This window comes from Thermogutta hypogea (genome assembly GCF_055386265.1).
Window position 1 is genome coordinate 3,352,560 of the sequence record NZ_AP042425.1, and the last position, 18,405, is coordinate 3,370,964.

At 63.9% G+C, this 18,405-nt stretch carries 11 protein-coding genes; 6 read left to right on the forward strand and 5 right to left on the reverse strand.

Annotated features, from left to right (window positions below; genetic code table 11):
* The first annotated feature begins 115 nt into the window (after positions 1-115).
* The 4 genes from ACZ5B4_RS12085 (at position 116) to ACZ5B4_RS12100 (ending at position 8,984) form a co-directional block, all read left to right on the forward strand.
* Positions 116-2,554 (forward strand): protein kinase domain-containing protein, encoded by a 2,439-nt coding sequence (locus tag ACZ5B4_RS12085; RefSeq protein ID WP_464911486.1) that lies wholly within the window; start codon positions 116-118, stop codon positions 2,552-2,554.
* 609 nt (positions 2,555-3,163) lie between these two features.
* The gene (locus ACZ5B4_RS12090; RefSeq protein WP_464911487.1) at positions 3,164-3,937 is read left to right on the forward strand and encodes a class II glutamine amidotransferase; all 774 of its coding nucleotides are present in this window, start codon (positions 3,164-3,166) and stop codon (positions 3,935-3,937) included.
* A 323-nt stretch (positions 3,938-4,260) separates the two neighbouring features.
* Positions 4,261-7,410: a PSD1 and planctomycete cytochrome C domain-containing protein gene (locus ACZ5B4_RS12095; protein WP_464911488.1), complete on the forward strand. Its 3,150-nt coding sequence runs from the start codon at positions 4,261-4,263 to the stop codon at positions 7,408-7,410.
* 107 nt (positions 7,411-7,517) lie between these two features.
* Positions 7,518-8,984, forward strand: a complete 1,467-nt coding sequence (locus ACZ5B4_RS12100) for a DUF1501 domain-containing protein (protein WP_464911489.1) — start codon at positions 7,518-7,520, stop codon at positions 8,982-8,984.
* Between the two features lie 213 nt (positions 8,985-9,197).
* Here ACZ5B4_RS12100 and ACZ5B4_RS12105 read toward each other — a convergent pair whose 3' ends face one another.
* Complete coding sequence (locus ACZ5B4_RS12105) at positions 9,198-10,532, reverse strand: Gfo/Idh/MocA family protein (protein ID WP_464911490.1); 1,335 nt, start codon at positions 10,530-10,532, stop codon at positions 9,198-9,200.
* Between the two features lie 490 nt (positions 10,533-11,022).
* Between ACZ5B4_RS12105 and ACZ5B4_RS12110 the strand changes: the two genes are divergently transcribed.
* Positions 11,023-12,024, forward strand: a complete 1,002-nt coding sequence (locus ACZ5B4_RS12110; RefSeq protein WP_464911491.1) for a type I phosphomannose isomerase catalytic subunit — start codon at positions 11,023-11,025, stop codon at positions 12,022-12,024.
* 102 nt (positions 12,025-12,126) lie between these two features.
* Here ACZ5B4_RS12110 and ACZ5B4_RS12115 read toward each other — a convergent pair whose 3' ends face one another.
* The 4 genes from ACZ5B4_RS12115 to ACZ5B4_RS12130 all read right to left on the reverse strand — a co-directional run bounded on the left by ACZ5B4_RS12115 (position 12,127) and on the right by ACZ5B4_RS12130 (position 16,544).
* Entirely contained in the window at positions 12,127-13,710 is a 1,584-nt protein-coding gene (locus ACZ5B4_RS12115) for a hypothetical protein (protein ID WP_464911492.1), read from the reverse strand.
* 182 nt (positions 13,711-13,892) lie between these two features.
* A complete protein-coding gene (locus ACZ5B4_RS12120) occupies positions 13,893-14,558 on the reverse strand; it encodes a DUF1349 domain-containing protein (RefSeq protein ID WP_464911493.1) in 666 nt (221 codons plus the stop codon).
* A 73-nt stretch (positions 14,559-14,631) separates the two neighbouring features.
* The gene (locus tag ACZ5B4_RS12125) at positions 14,632-15,636 is read right to left on the reverse strand and encodes a hypothetical protein (protein ID WP_464911494.1); all 1,005 of its coding nucleotides are present in this window, start codon (positions 15,634-15,636) and stop codon (positions 14,632-14,634) included.
* 65 nt (positions 15,637-15,701) lie between these two features.
* Entirely contained in the window at positions 15,702-16,544 is an 843-nt protein-coding gene (locus ACZ5B4_RS12130; protein ID WP_464911495.1) for a sugar phosphate isomerase/epimerase family protein, read from the reverse strand.
* 740 nt (positions 16,545-17,284) lie between these two features.
* On the opposite strand from ACZ5B4_RS12130, the gene ACZ5B4_RS12135 reads away from it, so the two are divergent.
* Positions 17,285-18,370: an IS630 family transposase gene (locus ACZ5B4_RS12135; protein ID WP_464911496.1), complete on the forward strand. Its 1,086-nt coding sequence runs from the start codon at positions 17,285-17,287 to the stop codon at positions 18,368-18,370.
* Positions 18,371-18,405 lie beyond the last annotated feature (35 nt).

The window sequence follows — 18,405 nt, forward strand, 5'->3', positions numbered from 1 at the left end:
TGACCGTTCCAGGGGGCCGGATTAACATGGCGTTGTTCCTTCTAGTCTCTGTTCGTGGTCGGCTGCCCAGGGTGTCAATGAACCGCTTGCTGCGGCGGCGGTGGGGATGCAAATAATGAGTAGCCGCGGGGCGTCTGACGGCGACAATCGGCTCTTGCTGTGCCGCTGCGACCTGGAGTTTGGGGATGAGGTCTATGTGGCCCGGGGGCTCTCCATCGGTCGCGCCCCGGACAACACCTTTCTGATCGACGACCCGGCGGTGTCGCGCCACCACTGCCAGGTGGAATGGGACGGCTCGGGGGGCGTCATCCTGCGGTGCGTGGACCCCGGGGCGGTGCTGGAGTACCAGGGCGGCCAAGTCACCGAGCTGCGGCTCCAGGCGGGGCAGCGGTTTCGGGTAGGTCCGGCCGAGTTCGAGTGTCGCGTCGGGGGCCGGGCGGCCGAGGCGGGGCCTCGCTGGGTGGGCCGGTGTCCGTACTGTCAGAGCACCAAGCTGCCCGCGCCGGGGCCGGCGGTGCAGTCTTGTCGGGGCTGCGGTCGCCCGATTCTCGTCTTTCGCCCGCGCCTCTCCGGGGAACCGGCATGTGTAGCAGGCCAGGCCGGTCCGGTCCGCCTGCTGCGGTTGGTGGGCGAGGGGGGGATGTCGGTCGTCTTCGAGGGGCGGGTCATCAAGACGAACGAGCCGGTGGCGGTCAAGCTGCTTCATCCCCATTTGGTGGAAGACGCCGGTGCGGTGCGGCGTTTTGAGCGCGAGGTGAGCGAACTCCGCAACCTCAAGCACCCGCGGTTGGTGAGGATTGTCGGTCAAGGCAAGTGGCGGGGCTATCCGGCCTTGGTCACCGAGTGGCTCGCCGGAGGGAGTCTGCAAGACGTCATCCGCAAGCAGCCCGGAAAGGCATACCCGTTTGCCCAGGCCTTGGTTTGGCTGCGTCAGGCCTGCGAGGGGTTGCGGACGATCCACGAGGCCGGGCTGGTGCATCGGGACATCAAGCCCTCGAACCTCTTGCTCACGCCCCAAGGCGAACTCAAGATCGCCGACTTGGGGCTAGCCAGGCGTTTGGGAGGCGAGACCCGGGGGCTGACGGCGACGGGGTTGGCGATCGGCTCGCCGCAGTACATGGCGCCGGAGCAGTGGGAGCGGCCGGGGGCGGTGGACGGCCGGGCCGACATTTATGCCTTGGGCGTGACGGTCTACGAGCTTCTTACGGGGCGCATACCGGCGGGGGCCTGGCGGCCGGCGTCGGAGTTGAACCCCACGGTCCCCAAGGCCTTCGACGGGATCTTGGAGCGGATGCTGGTCCCGGCCGTGGAGGAGCGTTTTGCCAATGTACGGCAGTTGCAAGAGGCGCTGGAGCCGGTGTTTGCTCCCCAACCGCCGCCATTGCCTCACACCAGCGGCGGCGCGGGGGGAAAAGCGGTACCGCCGCGTATGCTCTTTGCTTTTGGGACGGGTATTGCCCTGCTCGCGGGGATATTGCTGGGGTTGGTCTTATCTGGGCTGGGGCAGCCGAAGCCTGTCACGGACTCGGGAATGGCGAGAGAGCCCGCCGTCTCGAACGGTGAGCCGCCGCCCGGTGTGGACGCCGGGACGTTTGTTGCAACGCAGCGTCAAACCGGCTCATTATCGGGAGTGGTGGATGCCGCTGTGGACCCCGGGGTGTTTGTTGCAACGCAGTCGCCGTGCTTGCGTGCCGCCTACGGTCCGGATGGTCGGCGAATCGTGACCGCATCGGGCGGCACGGCCGTCGTATGGGATGCGGCTAGCGGCGAACAGCTTCTGGTGCTCCAAGGGCACACCAACTCGGTTGTGTCTGCGGCCTTTAGTCCGGACGGCCGGCGGATCGTGACCGCATCTAGCGACAAGACGGCCATCGTCTGGGATGCGGGCACGGGCGAAAAGCTCCTGGTGCTCCAAGGGTACACCGACTCGGTTGTGTCTGCGGCCTTTAGTCCGGACGGCCGGCGGATCGTCACTGCCTCCGACGACAAGACGGCCGTCGTGTGGGATACCGCCAGCGGCGAAAAGCTTATGGTGCTCCAAGGGCACTCCGACCCGCTCTGGTCTGCCGCCTTTAGCCCCGACGGCCGGCGGATCGTGACCGCATCCACCGACAACACGGCCATTGTGTGGGATGCCGGCACGGGCGAAAAGCTCCTGGTGCTCCAAGGGCACACCGAGTTGGTTCTGTCTGCCGCCTTTAGCCCCGACGGCCGGCGGATCGTGACCGCATCGGGCGGCACGGCCGTCGTCTGGGATGCAGCTAGCGGCGAAAAGCTTCTGGTGCTCCAAGGGCATACCCATCTGGTCTGGTCTGCGGCCTTTAGTCCGGACGGCCGGCGGATCGTGACCGCATCATGGGACAACACGGCTATCGTATGGGATGCCGCTAGCGGCGAACAGCTTCTGGTACTCCAAGGGCACACCGCCCCGGTTGTTTCTGCGGCCTTTAGTCCGGACGGCCGACGGATCGTCACTGCCTCCGCCGACGCGACGGCCGTCGTGTGGGATGCCGCTACCGGCCAAAGGCTTAAGGTGCTGAAGATCGCAGAATGACGAGATTTCCCGCCGCCGGCTGCGGGTTCATCTAAGCGATCCCCGTGGAAGCGGCCAGCTTCAGGCAATCGCGACGGGCGAACTTTACGGGCCGGGCTGACGGGGTGAACTTTCGGGACATCGGAGGTGCCTCCCTCGGATTGCGGTTTCTTAAAAGACTCCCGACGCATACACTACCCGACGCATGCACTAGCTTTTGTGCCTCGGGATTGCTCCCCACCCAACGGGAGCGACTAGCGGCCAAGTGTAAACGCCGAGACGGCGCAACGCAAACGGTTTTCGTAAACTCGCGCGACGCCTTCCTTCGCATGATCGACGCGCGAACGGTCCTTCCCATGATCAACGCCCGAACGACAGGGAGACATGCGATTTCCCCTCGAAAGAGCTAGTCCCTGCAAGGACCAAACGTTTGAATTTTTTTGCCCAAAAGGCAATACTTGAGGGATAGCAAGGGCGCTTCGCATGCCGGCCGCATCAAACGGGCCACGTTTTCGCGGTTGGAACAGAGGGGCGAGAGGGTGGCTTGGTTCCATCCAAGTCCCAACAATCACGAGAAAACGCGGGATGCGAAGTAGGGCAGCATTTCGGCCGGCGAAAGGTTAAGAGCGAATGGGTCGTCTGTTAGGTCTGGTTGCCCAAAAACCGATCAACGTTCACTTGCGGGCGGAGCCGGCGGCGAAGGGCGAGGGTTTGCCGCATTGCGCCGGGGCCTCGGGCTGGGGCCTGGGTTGGTACGACGGCTCACGCCCCGCCGTGTTCAAATATCCTTCGCCGGAACAAAACGGGAAGGATTCGGAACCTCTGGAACACACGTGTCAGTCGCGCGTGTTGATCGCCCATGTGCGCGAGGAAAAGGCTGCACCGGGCCCGGAAGACTCGCATCCTTTCCACTACCGCAATTGGATGTTCGCCCATTCCGGTAAGGTGAATCGGGAGGCTTTGGCGGGCCTGCTGGAACATGCCCATCGCAATTCGCTACGGGGCGGCACGGATTCGGAGGTCCTGTTCCATTGGATTCTTCAGAACATCAAGAAGACCCGCGACATCGTCGATAGCATTCGCGACGCCCTCCGCTCCGTCTCGTCCGAATCCATGCAATTCGTGCTGTCCAACGGGCGATGGGTGTTCGCTTACCAAACGCAGCAGCCGCTGTATGCCGCCGACTGGAATCCGGAAAGCGCCGGCCGTCCTTGGGTTGCCTGGGGTTCCCCCATCCGCTTGGAAAGCAGGGATCTGACGCAGGTTCGGGCGGTGTTCGTCGGCTCCGAAACCTGCGGCGGCATGAATTGGGAGCCGATTCCGCCGGGTCGCCTCTTCGCCGTATCCCCCCGTCTCGACCGTTACGAAATCGACCTGGAAAAAGAGGCGGATTTCGTTCACTAAGCAGTGATTCCTTCGGATCGGAACATTCCCGGAGTGCCGTAGCAGGCCGCACGCCGCCGCGCCCGCCGTTCGATCGCGGGAGAGCGGGGAATCTCCCCCATCAGACGCCTCTTGGTTTGGGAGGACGCTGCTTCCATCATTGCTTGACGGCTGTTGAGGCCGGTTTATAATCAATTGCGACTGGCGATTGTGACATTCGATTCGAGTCGGCTCCCCAACCTTCACCTACCGGCGTCGTTTACGTTCGGCGGGCGGCCTTCCTCCGAGTGATCGACGGGCGATCGGTCGACAGTCGACGGTTCAACCCGCCACGGAGCTTCCCCATGGCCCGACTGTTGCGTGATGTCTTCGCCGAGAGGCGTCCTTTTCTTCCCCGCGCCCTGCAACGCAGCTTTTTCCCGGCCCTAGGATGGATGGTCCTTGGGCCGCTCTCGTTATGGGCGGGAGAGGCTGCGGTCCCGGACTTCGATCGGCAAGTGCGTCCGATTTTCTCCGACAACTGCTATGTGTGCCACGGTCCGGATCCCGGCACGCGCAAAGCCGACCTCCGCCTGGATGCGATCCTGGAGGCGATCGACTCCGGTTACATCGTTCCCGGCAGTCGCGCGGAGAGCGAGGTTTTCCGCAGGATCACAGCGGAGGACGGGGCCGAGCGGATGCCGCCGCCGTCCACCGGCAAGACTTTGACCCCCGCGCAGATCGAGTTGATCGGACGCTGGATCGATTCGGGGGCCGAGGCCGCTCCGCATTGGGCGTTCCTTTCACCCTCCCGGCCCGATCTACCCGACGTCGGCCGTCCGGATTGGTGCCGCAATCCCGTGGACCGGTTCATCCTAGCCCGATTGGAAGCCGAAGGTCTGGAGCCTTCTCCTGAGGCCGACAAACCCGCCTTGATCCGCCGGTTGACCTACGATCTGACCGGCCTGCCGCCTACGCCGGAGGAGGTGGAGGCCTTTCTCGCCGACGACTCGCCGGATGCCTACGAAAAGGTGGTCGATCGCCTGTTGGCGTCGCCTCGCTACGGGGAACACATGGCCCGATATTGGTTGGATGTGGCCCGCTACGGCGACACCCACGGCCTGCACCTGGACAATTACCGCTCGATCTGGCCGTATCGCGACTGGGTCATCCAGGCATTCAACCGGAATCTGTCATTCGACCGTTTCGTCGTCGATCAAGTGGCGGGAGATCTTGTGCCGGACGCTACCGTGGAACAAAAGGTCGCCTCGGGTTTCAATCGATGCAACGTTACCACAAGCGAGGGCGGGGCCATCGACGCCGAGTTCCTCGTGCGATACGCCGTGGATCGCACCTCTACCGTGGGCACGGCCTTCTTGGGTCTGACCGTAGGCTGCGCAGTCTGCCACGACCATAAATTCGACCCCATCTCGCAAAAGGAATTCTTCGGGCTGTACGCCTACTTCTACAGCATGGCTGACCCGGCGATGGATGGAAACGCCAAGCTGACTCCGCCGATCGTCAAGCTGCCTACGCCCGAGCAAGCCACCACCAAGGCCGCGCTGGAGGCCGAACTGCAAGACGTCCGTGGGAAAATCGCGGAAGCCCTGGCGAAGATCGAGTACGAGGACCCCGAGGCGGAGTTGAACGCCGCGGCCGATTTGACTCCCCAGGAAATTGTATGGGTCGAGGACGATCTGCCCGCCGGAGCGGAACCGAAGTTCGACGGACATCCCTGGGAGTTCGCCGCGGGGGAGGAGCATCCCGTGTTTAGCGGGACCAAGTCCTTCCGGCGCAAGGCGGACGGCCTGGCCCAGCACTTTTTCACCGGTGCCAAGCAACCTCTGATGATCGGCCAGGGCGACGTGCTGTTCGCGTACGTGTTTCTCGATCCGGCCGATCCGCCGCGGGAAATCATGGTGCAGTTCAACGACGGTTCTTGGGAACACCGGGCATATTGGGGCGAGAACGTGATCGAATGGGGTGCGGACGGCACGCCCTCGCGCCGCTCCAAGGGCGAGTTGCCGCCGCCGGGTCAGTGGGTCCGTCTGGAAGTGCCCGCCGCCGACGTCGGCTTGCAGCCCGGCAGTCAGATCAACGGTTGGGCCTTCACGCAACACGGGGGCACGGTGTATTGGGATCGGGCCGGCATCGTGACCAAAACGCCGCAAGCGGGGCAACCCTATCGCTCTCTGCGGCGGTGGGAACTGGTGCTGCAAGAGACCAAGGTAGGACGCGACGCCGTGCCCAAGCCGATCCTGGAAATCCTCGATCGCAAACCGGAGGATCGAGACGAGACGGCGCGCAAGCGTTTGCAAGACTACTTCGTGGAGCACGTCTTCGCCGATTCCCGGGAAACGTTCGATCCGCTGCACGCCGCGGCCAAGGAGTTGGAAGAAAAGCTGAAGAGGTTGGAAGACGAGATCGTGGGGACGCTGGTCTCGGCGGATCTCCCGCAACCCCGCGAGGCATTCTTGCTGGAGCGGGGCGATTACGAAAAGCCGAAGGACAAAGTCGAACCGGGGACTCCCGCCGTCTTGCCCCCCATGCCCGCCGACTTTCCCCGCAACCGTTTGGGTTTGGCCCGGTGGCTGGTCCTACCAAACCACCCTTTGACCGCGCGGGTCACGGTGAATCGGTTTTGGCAGCAGGTTTTCGGAACGGGATTGGTGAAGACCGCCGAGGACTTCGGCACGCAGGGCGAGCGGCCCTCGCATCCCGAACTGCTGGATTGGTTAGCGGTCGATTTCGTGGAAAACGGGTGGGATGTGAAACGCTTGATGCGGATGCTGGTAACATCTTCGACCTATCGGCAAACGGCCCGCGTCACACCCGAACTTCTCGCCAAGGATCCCGAAAATCGGCTGCTGGCGCGGGGTCCGCGCTATCGCCTGGACGCGGAGGCGATTCGCGATACGGCCCTGTTCGCTTCCGGCTTGCTGGTGGAGAAACTCGGCGGGCCCAGCGTGAAACCGTACCAACCGGCGGGCCTGTGGGAGGCGGTCGGCTACACCACCAGCAATACCGCCAAGTTCGTGCAGGACCACGGCGAGAGCCTCTACCGGCGGAGCTTGTACACCTTCTGGAAGCGGACCTCGCCGCCGCCGGGCTTGGTGGTTTTCGACGCCCCCAACCGGGAATCCTGCGTCGTGCGTCGCCCGCGGACCAATACGCCGCTGCAAGCCTTGGCGTTGATGAATGATGTGGGCTACGTGGAGGCCGCCCGAAAAATGGCCGAACGCCTGCTCCGCGAGCAGGACGCCCCGGTCGAGACACGGATAGCGCTGGGGTTTCGCTGGGTGACCTCACGCCCGCCTCGGCCCGAAGAAACAGCCGTTTTGTCGGACTTGCTGCAATGGCAGCGGAGGTATTTCGAGGAGCATCCCGACGCAGCCGGGGAGTTGCTGCGCGTGGGCGAGGCCCCTCGCGACGAATCCTTGCCGCACACGGAGTTGGCGGCTTGGACCATGGTATGCAACGCGCTCTTGAATCTGGACGAAACCGTCACGAAATAGTCGGGATACTTCCGGCTTACAACTAGGCGAGGGGGTACGCCGACCTCGGAAATCGCCGTCGCGTGCGAGGCGCGGTCCGCCCCGTTCGCACGATGGGAGCAAGGCTTATGGACCCGCGAGAAGAACGGGCATTACTGGAAACGCGAAGGCAGTTTTTCGGCCGGATGGCCCGCGGTTTGGGGCCGATCGCCTTGGCTTCCCTGCTCAACCCCGGCCTCGGGCGGGCCGCCGTCCCCGAGCATCAGCCCGGCGCTACCGGCGTTTTGGAGCAACTGCACCACCCGCCCAAGGCCAAGCGGGTCATCTACATGATTATGAACGGGGCTCCGTCGCAGCTCGATCTGTTCGACTACAAGCCCAAGATGCAGGAATTGTTCGACGCGGACCTGCCGGAATCGGTCCGCATGGGGCAGCGCCTGACGACGATGACCTCGGGCCAAAGCCGATTCCCGGTCGCCCCGTCGATCTACAAGTTCGCCCAATACGGCCGATCCGGGGCGTGGATCAGCGAGCTTTTGCCCCACTTGGCCACGGTGGTGGATGAGATCGCCATCGTGAAGAGCATGTACACGGAGGCCATCAATCACGACCCCGCCATCACCTATCTGCTGACCGGCGCCCAAGTCCCCGGCCGGCCGAGTTTGGGGGCTTGGCTCTCCTACGGGCTGGGGTCCATGAACGCGGACCTGCCGACGTTCGTCGTCTTGCATTCCACCTGGAGCGCCAAGCGCGACGCGCAAGCGATTTACGAGCGGCTTTGGGGGCCGGGCTTCCTCCCCTCGCAACATCAGGGCGTCAGCTTTCGATCTCAAGGCGACCCGGTCTTGTATCTCAGCAATCCGCCGGGCGTCTCCCCCGAATCCCGCCGAAAGGCCGTAGATGCGATTTCGACCCTCAATCAAAAGCTCTTCGAATCGCTGGGCGATCCCGAGATTCAGACGCGCATCGCGCAATACGAGATGGCCTATCGCATGCAGTTTTCGGTGCCGGAGCTGACCGATCTATCGAGCGAGCCGGAGGAGACGTTCGAGTTATACGGCGAGGACGCCCGCAAACCCGGCACCTTCGCCGCCAATTGCCTGCTGGCTCGCCGCTTGGCCGAGCGGGACGTGCGATTCATCCAGATCTTCCATCGCGGCTGGGATCATCACGGCGATTTGCCGCGCGACTTGCCGCTCCAGTGCCGCGACGTGGATCAGGCGTGTCGTGGTCTAATCCTCGATCTCAAGCGGCGGGGATTGCTCGAAGACACCCTGCTGGTTTGGGGCGGCGAATTCGGCCGCACAATCTACTGCCAGGGGACCTTGACCAAGACGAATTACGGCCGCGACCATCATCCGCGATGCTTCACGATGTGGCTGGCCGGCGGGGGCGTCAAGCCCGGCATCGTCTACGGCGAAACCGACGATTTCAGCTACAACATCGTCCGCGACCCCGTCCATATCCACGACCTCAACGCGACGATCTTGCATCTGTTGGGCATCGATCACACCAAATTGACGTACCGCTTCCAGGGCCGCGATTTCCGACTCACCGATGTTCACGGTGAGATCGTTCACGGCATCCTCGCTTAGTCGCGCGGAGGCATCGCACGAGCGGCGGCATCGTCCGGGCGGATGATGCGGTCCGGCCGGAGTACGCGGCCGACCGGCGGGCGCGCAAAAAACCGCCGGCCCGAGTTCGCTTCACGAATCGCATGGAGCATTCGTAGGGAGATGATCGCTCGGCGATTCTCGGGCGGCGGTGGATCACGGCGAGGACGGGATGCGTCCTCCGCGAGGCGGGATTCAGACGTCCAGCACGTAGCCCTCGCGGTAGTCCGGCTTGACGATCAGTTCCAAGCCGGAAACGTTGGTGGACTTGAGGTTCTTGGCGTCCCATTCCACCTTCGGGCCGACGCCGGGTTCATTGGCCACCCAAACGGCCAAGTTCCCCAGCAGGACGGTTTCGGTGAGCGGGCTGGCGTAATTGGGGAAGTTGGACATGGCCGCCTCGCCGCCTTTGATGGCTTGGACCCACTCCTCGAAGTGGCCCGGCGATCGGCGGATTTCCACCTCGGGGATCGCGACTTCCGGCAGGATCTTGTAATGATCGCAGTAGTCGCCCGGGGCGTACATGGTCGCCTTCTCGCCGATCAGCAAGGCACCGCTGCCGGAGGGAGCGTCCGGATCGTTGAAGGCGGCGAATAGCTCCTTGTCGGGTCGCTTGCCGCCGTCGTACCACTTCATTTTCACAGCCGGCCGCCAATCGTTGGCGGGGAATTCGTACGTGATCACCGACCACTTGGGATAGCTGTCCCGATTGTGGCCGGAGGTCTCGGCCTGGACCGAGATCGGGTCGCGCAAATCCAAGGCGGCATAGGGCATGTTCAGCGTGTGGCAGGCCATGTCACCCAACGCCCCGGTGCCGAAATCCCACCAACCGCGCCAGGAGAACGGGTGGTAACCCGGGGCGTGCGGCCGGAACGGCGCCGGGCCGATCCACTCTTCCCAGTGCAAGTACGGCGGGACGGGAGCCTCGGGGGCACGCTCGCCGCCCTGCGGCCAGATGGGCCGGTTCGTCCAAACGTGCACTTCGGTGACGTTGCCCAAGACGCCCTTCTTGATGATCGCCGCAGCGCGACGGAGGGCCTCGTTGGCGGTGCCTTGGTTGCCCATCTGCGTGGCCACTTTCTTCTCGGCGGCCACTTGGCCCATCAATCGGGCTTCGTAAATGGACTTGGTCAGCGGCTTCTGGCAGAAGCAGTGGATGCCCATCCGCATCGCCATCAGGGCGGCCGCGGCGTGCGTGTGGTCCGGCGTGGAAACCGTCACGGCGTCGATCTTTTCGCCCATCTCTTCCAGCATTTTGCGGAAGTCGTTGTACTTCTTGGCATCCGGGAAGCGTTGGGCCGCCCCGTTCAGCGTGCGATCGTCCACGTCGCAGATGGCGATCATGGCGCCGGAGTTACCGGCATCGGCCGAGTCGCTCTGGCCTTTTCCGCCCAAGCCGATCGCGGCGAACTGAATCTTTTCGTTGGGCGACTTGCTCTCTTGGGCCTGGACGCCGCCCGCGACCCAATACCCCACGCCGATCGCCGCCGACGTCTGCAAAAATCGCCGTCGACTTGCATGCAACTTCATGGCAATCACTCCTTGCATCGAAGAAAGCTCGAACACACCAGCGACTCCGCCGAACGCTCCTTACCTTAATTCGCGGCTCGGTCCTCGGCAAGCCTTACCCAAGCAACCTACGCCGCTTTTCCGAAAGCGCGACGGAAGAACGCCGCACCGGGGATTCGCGATCGGATGGGTCGACCATCTCCGAGAAGCGACTCGTATCGTGCCGCGATCGTCTTCCGTCATATCCGGATGCCGGGCCGGGCTTGCAGGCGGGAACCGAGTTGGGCGGGCCGCAACGACCTCGGACTTCATGATAGCACAAAACGATCGCGCCATGCCACACTGTTGCAGCCCCTTCCCCAACCCGCCGCACCATGCGATCGCGCAACCCCGAAAACTCGGCAACCGCCCCCCTCGAAGCCGCGAATCGGCACCCGGTCGAAAGCATGACCTACAATGTTGTATGATCGAAGGGCCGACCGGCCGCAATCCGCAACTTCGAGACCGTGGAATGGAACCGATCGTTTTTCATCCCTTCTTTCGGCCGCAAATCTGGGGCGGCAGGCGGCTTGCCGCGTGTCTGAACAAGCCGCTTCCGCCGGAGGGGCAATACGGTGAATCGTGGGAAATCAGCGGCCATCCCCTGCACGTTTCCGTGGTTGCCCAAGGTCCGTGGGCGGGCACCGCACTGGACGAGTTGTGGCGGCGACACGCCGAGCAAATCTGGGGAAACGTCACTTCCCCTCCCGAGGCCTTCCCCTGGCTGGTCAAGTTTCTGGACTGCGAAGACTTTCTCTCCGTGCAGGTGCACCCGGACGATGCCGCGGCCGACCGCTTCTGTCCCGGCGAACGCGGCAAGAACGAGGCCTGGGTCGTCCTCCATGCCGAACCGGGGTCCGTGCTCTACACGGGCCTGCTCCCCGGGATCGATGCCGCAGCGCTGCGGCAGGCTTTGGACGAGGACGCCGTGGAACGCTGCCTGTTCGGGTTTCATCCCCGGCCGGGCGACAGCATCTATCTGAGTGCGGGGACCGTGCATGCGGCGGGCGGGGGCGTCCTGCTGGCCGAAATCCAACAGCCCAGCGACGCCACGCTGCGGCTCTTCGATTGGAACCGGACCGGCCCCGACGGCAAACCGCGACCGCTGCATCGCGAGGCCGGCCTGGCCGCCGTGGACTGGACCGCCGGGCCGCGCAATGTCCGCAGGGACGAGGCCCCCGCCTCGGGACACGCCGTATTGCTGGAATCCCCGTTCTTTCGCATCCACCGCATTCGTCTGCGGCCGGGCGATCGCACGGACCTGACAATCTTTCGCGGCGGAATGTCCGTGTGGACCGTCATCCGCGGCGAGGCCGAGCTCCACACGGCGCAAGACCGTTACCGCTTCGCCTTAGGTTCCACGGTGCTGGTTCCCGCCGTATGCGAAGCCCGGGCGTGGGAAAACTCAGGCCGGGAGGGGGCGACCCTGCTGGCTTATACCCCTCCCGGCTCAAATGCGGCGCGTCCGGATTGATCCCGGGCGATTTCCGGCTGCAAAGTGCCCGTGCGGCGAAGAGGTCGGCCCCGTCTCGACCGCAGGCACGGCCGCCGAGCCCCCTGCCCCTGCCGCGGCACATCAGGCCTCTTGCAGCACTTGCCAGCCCAAGGCGTCCGCCAGGGCGAAGACCGGCTCTTTCAGGTCGCCGTAGAACGTCACGCGGTGCCAACCCCACTGATCCCATTCGCGGAACAGCTTCTCGATATCGCCCACCGGTTCCCCGCACAGCTTGGTGCGGCACGCCCGATCCTCCAGCGAGTTGCCGACGCTCTTGGCTTGGTGGAACAGGATCGTCTTGCGTTCGGGCGCGATCTCCAGGGTCGTCGTCATGTAGCCCTCGGGCATCAAGGAGCGAACCGACGCCCCCTGGCGATCCTCGGAATGCGTGAGGATCTGGAAGGGGTTGGCCGGGCCTTGCGGGCCGAACGGCTTGTTCGAGGCCACGCAGTGGGCATAGATGATTTGCCGTTTGGCGGTATCGACGACCGGATCGGAAATGAAGCCGGGGCGTCCCTGGGTCATGGTGGTCATGAGGACCATGGTGGCGGTGGAGCGGAGGTCGCACTCGCAGGCCCCGATCAAGCTCTCATTGTTCAATTGATGGAAACCCAAGCAGGGGTACGCGTGGATGTGCCCGCCGTAGAAGCCGCCCAAGCAATTGATCGTGATGGCGTTGGCGTTGTGGGCCTGGAGGACCGCCTTTTCGGCCAAATACATGGCGGCGGAGGCTTGCAGCGTTTCGGGCGAGACGTCCTCGATCACGGCGGCCGACTTCTTCCACATGTCGGCCAGGGCGGCCGCCTCGTCCTTATCCGCTTTTTCCCAAGCCGCGTTCAATTCCTCGAAGGCCACCGACTCGACCGGAATCCCCAACTCCTTTTGCAGAGGCTCGATGATTCCCGGCCAACCGCCGCCCACCGCCAAGATCTTGGTCTCCTTAAGCCGGCGGAGGGTCTCTTCGACGGAGAGCACGGCGACCGCGTCGGCAAGGCACGTCATGTCGCCGGGGGCCGGCGTCCTTTCGCGACGGACTCGGGCCACGGCGGCCGCGAAATCGCTGCCCCCTTTCCCCTCCTTCACCAGGCGGAAGCAGCGAACGGCCGCCACGTGATCTTCCCAGTCGGACGACCCCATGAAGGCCACGTTCGGGGCGTTCTGCCGCAAGAAGCCCGCCGTATAGACCAGGAATCCGCCGCTGCCCGCGAATTGGAAATCGAGGTACAGCGTGGGCTTGCCCGTCGCCGCCGCCGATTGCACGACGCGGTTCCAGCAGTTCATCTGATAGACGATGTAGCCGTCGATGCCCTCGGCTTGGTCCTGCTCGATGATCTTGGCGGCCGCCTCGGGACCGTTGGCCATGGCGGGCAGGAACTCGAAGTCGGGGCACCCTTCCTTGAGGACGCTCTCGATCTTCTGCATCACCGGGCGGAAGTCGAAACCCACGTTCGGCCAGTCCGGTTGCTGCTGGACCGGGCCGTGCAGCGAGTAGAGTACCCGCAATCGCATCTTGGATGCGGCGGAACCGGATTCCGCCAAGGCCCGGCGTGTGGCTCCGCCCAAGGCGGCACAGGCCGCGCACCCCGCCGAGAACTCCAAAAATCGACGCCGCGACAAGCAGCAGCCGCAGCCGGACACGGTCGGCAAACCGATTCGTTGAGCCATGTCGTTTCCCTCCCGGAAAGAACACCAAGCGCGTCGCCGCCCGCGACCTTGAGCCCAAGGCGAACGGCGCTCATGCGAATCCCCACGTCCCGTTTCACCACTACCGGGCGAAGACGTTGCCGCGTTCCCCGGCACCCGTCCCGCCCGACAAGTCCATCCCGAATCTTACCCCTCGCATCGGTTCACGGCGTCGCCCGCAAAATGCGGAAACCCTCGAATCGGATCCAGTGCTCCGCGTCCGTCGGCCCGTGATAGCACTGGATGCTGATTTCGTCGTTCTTGGGCGCCGGCAACGGTCCTACCGCTGCGGTTCGGAACTCTTTTTCCCCTTCGGGCCGGAATTGGGCCGTAAAGCGGTCGGCGGTCAGGATCAGCCGCAAGACGACGCGATTGCCTTCCAGCGGCACGCGTCCGGGGATGATATACAGCCCGCCGTCGATGCGTTCCTTTACCAACTTGAAGACCGGTTTCCCGTCGTTGTAGAGCGTTATCCCGCCTTGCTCGTACTGCTCGGTGGGCGGAACCGCATTGGATACGGCGACCTCGACGATCAGTTTGGCCCGGTCGCGATCCGGCAGCGGCCGAACGAGGGCGTTGCGAACGGTCTCCGCCAAGCCGGGCTCGGCGCGGATTTCCAGGCCGCCCTCCCGCAGACGCCAATAACCTTCGTGCTCGCGGATCCAGCGCCAGCCTTTTTCCAGCTCCGCGCCGCGGAAATCATCCGCGAATACGACCTCGGCCTCGGCCCGCGACGAGGCGGCGGATTCCTCGGCTGCGACGGCCCGGCCCGTCACGATCACGGCCGCGCAGACGCACAAACCCCAACCCATCCACGATCGCAGCATCATCGGTTGCTCCTCCGTAGGTTCCACGACCGAGCGGTCCGTTCTGAGTTCCTTCCGCCCTCTCACCCTTCGCGCGCTATGCACACCAGGGCCGCGAGCGGTTTTGCGTTTCGGCGATGATTTGGGCGGCCAGCGCGGCGTCCTGGGCGATTTCGAAGTCGAACATGCCGGCCACGATGAAATCCGCCCCGTTCCCGTAGGCGTGACGAAAGGCGTTTTGCGGGGGAATGGCGCCCGCCGCCATCACCTTGAATGCGATCCACGGTTTGCGGACGCTTTGCATCAGGGCGGCCAATTCGTCGGGCCGAGCGCACCATCGCGAATCGTAGTTCAGCTTGGCGGTGGGATACTTGAGGTGGTGGAAGGTGACCATGTAGAAATCGTTGTCCAAGCCCGCCTTCTCGCAATCTTCCACCACGCCCATGCGGTGCCCGCCGATCCCCACCGGCAACCCGAACTGCTTGGCGTATTCCAACGCCTGCGCCAGCATCTCGATCCGCGGTGCTCCCACGCGATCTTCCGCCTCGGGTCCGGAAATGTCGTTCATGAAGCCGCAGGCGTGATCGCCCTCCACGCCGGAGATGTACAAGGCGTTCGTTCCCGCCGCGACCAGGGCGTCGATTTGCTGCTTGAAGGCGTCCAGACCGCCGCTGACCATGGCATGGGCCGTGCAGGTGATCCATTGCATCTTGCCGCCGCGACGGCGATGCTCTTGCAGCAGCTCGATCGCATGCGGCACGTAGTGGATGATCAGCGTGTTGATCCCGTTGGCTTCGGCGACGGCCAAGGTCTGCAAGATTTTTTCGTCGGTGTTGTACTCGCGAGCAAGGCTGTAGACGTAGCGGAGGTCGCGACTGTGCGTGTAGTGGGTAAGGAGATTGCCGCCCAGCAGCAAGCGGCTGACCTCTAAATTCTTGATCTTGCCCCGCGGCAGGGTCGCGGTCGCCGTTCCCGCCGCGGAGTCGGCGCCGTCTTGCGCATTCGCGGGCGCGGCGGGGATGCCCATCCCGGCCGCCAACGAAGCCGCGGTCCAAGCCGCCGTCCTTGCCACGAAGCCCCTGCGATGCGTCTGCTCGAACATCGATCGTTCCTCCCTTGCTTTCCGGCGCGCCAGGTCCGCGAGTCGCGGCCGATCCGGTATTCGGTTTACACCAAGGACCGCATGAAATCAACACTTTTCCGCATGAATTCGTCCGTTCCCAGGCATTCGATGGAGACCGCGCCGCTCCAGTCCGTCTCCTTGAGGTAGGCGAATACCCGGCGAATATTCTCGGCGTTGACGCCGCCGCCCACCGGCACGAACGACATGCCGATGCCCGTGTCCTTGCCCCTGGCCTCGGCGGCCAAGTCCGGGGCCACATCCTTGACATGCAGGTGCACCAGGTATTTGCGGAACGCCTTACAGTATTCGAGCGGGTCCAGCCCCGCGATGAAGCTGTTGCCCGTGTCGAGATTGAATCGCAGATATTCCGACTCGAAGTGCTCGAACAGCCGCCGCATGAAATCCATGTCGTTGGTGTACGGCCCGTGCGGCTCGACGGCCAAGATGATGCCGTAGTCCTCGGCCCAGCTCAGGCAGTGCCGGTAATTCTCGCACGTGATACGAAAGACTTCGTCCCGGGTCATGCCCGGCACGGTGGCCGCGCCGTCCGTGGTATCGACGATGGGACAACCTACTTCCGCCGCGAAACGGATGGTCTGCTGCACGTACTGAACGCCGTAAATCGTGCCTCGCGGCCCCATCAACGGGAAAGAACCGTCGATCTGCGATACGCTCATCCCCTTGGATTCGAGGTAGCGGCGGAGGGCGCGGGGGTTGCTTTGCAGGGAGACGGCCGGATCGTATCCCATCTCTTGGATGAAGTCTTGGCCGTGAATCACCGCGAATTCGACGTGCTTCAATCCCAGTTCGGCCCCCTTTTCCACCGCGAATTCAAAGCTCTTGCTGAGCGGCCGCCAATTGTCCGTGTGAAATCCCAGCTCGATCATGCCCTGGAACCTCCCGTTCGATCCACGTGGGGAAGCAACCTCGCGCGACGAAAGACCTCGCCGCCGATCCCCCGACCGACGCGAGGCATTATAACGGATCGGCAGGGCGAACAAGGGGCGGTTCCTCGTTGCACCTCGGGCTGACGCCCGAGGCTCGGATGCTAATCGAGCCACCAGCGTAAGCTGGTGGTGAATTCTTGCGCATCAGTTTCCCACGCCGTACGCCGTCGGGCATTCCCACCTCGGGCTTACGCCCGAGGCTCAGGTGCTAGCCGAGCCACCAGCGTGAGCTGGTGGTGAATTCTTGCGCGTCAGTTTCCCACGCCGTACGCCGTCGGGCGCTTCCACCTCGGGCTGACGCCCGAGGCTCAGGTGCTAACCGAGCCACCAGCGTGAGCTGGTGGTGAATTCTTGCGCATCAGTTTCCCACGCCGTACGTCGTCGCGCATTTCCACCTCGGGCTCACGCCCGAGGCTCGCGAGTTCGCCAGCATTTCCACCTCGGGCTCACGCCCGAGGCTCAGGTGCTAACCGAGCCACCAGCGTGAGCTGGTGGTGAATTCTTGCGCATCAGTTTCCCACGCCGTACGTCGTCGGGCGATTCGACCTCGGGCTGACGCCCGAGGCTCAGATGCTAACCGGAGCCGACGATGGTACGCTGCGCTAGTGTAGTGTCTTGTAATTGAGGGAACTTATCCATGGCCGCCGGCGTCTCACTCTCAGACCGAGGAGGATGACGCCATGCGAGTTGCGAAAGCCATCGAGTTGAGTGACGCGGAACGAACGACGCTGACGAAATGGTCGCGGGGTCGGAGCACGCCGGCACGCGTGGTGTTGCGTGCCAAGATCGTCCTGGCCGCGGCGGCGGGCAAGCGTAACGACGAGATTGCCGCCGAACTCGGCTGCACGCGTCGCACGGTGGGAACGTGGCGGACCCGCTTCCTGGAGGCGGGTCTGGCGGGCCTCGACAAGGACAAGCCGCGCGGCGGTCGCAGACCGAAGGTCCGCGCCGCGAAGGAGGCGGAGATCCTCCGCAAGACGACGCAGGAGAAGCCCGCCAACGCCACGCACTGGTCGACCCGCTCGATGGCGAAGGCCGTGGGGGTAAGCAAGGCGACTGTGCATCGCATTTGGCGTGACCACGGCTTGAAGCCGCACTTGGTGAAGACCTTCAAGGTCTCCAACGATCCGCGGTTTGTCGAAAAGGTCGTGGACCTCGTAGGCCTGTACCTCAACCCGCCCGAACACGCCTTGGTGCTCTCCTGCGACGAGAAGAGCCAGATTCAGGCGCTCGATCGCACGCAGAAAAGTTTGCCGCTGTATCCCGGCCGGTTGGGTACGCTGACGCACGACTACAAACGCCACGGGACGACGACGCTGTTTGCGGCCATCGAGGTGGCTGAAGGCAAGGTCATCGCCGAGTGCATGCCGCGACATCGCCATCAGGAATGGTTGAAGTTTCTCAAGAAGATCGATGCGGAGACGCCGCCCGAACTCGACTTGCATTTGATCGTGGACAACTACGCCACGCACAAGCATCCGAAGGTGCAGCGGTGGCTGGCACGGCACCAACGCTTTCACATCCACTTCACGCCGACGAGTAGTTCCTGGCTGAATCTGGTCGAACGCTGGTTTCGCGACATCACGGATCGCCGCATTCGCCGCGGCGTCTTCAAGAGCGTTCGGCAGTTGGAACGGGCGATCTATGAATACATTGCCGATCACAATGCCAATCCCAAGGGCTTCACGTGGACGGCCAAGGCCGAGGCGATCCTCGCCAAAGTCCGTCGCGCCCGCGCCGCACTGGATAAGGCCCCATCTGAGTGAGACACTACACTAGCGTCCCCCATCGCCGCCATCGT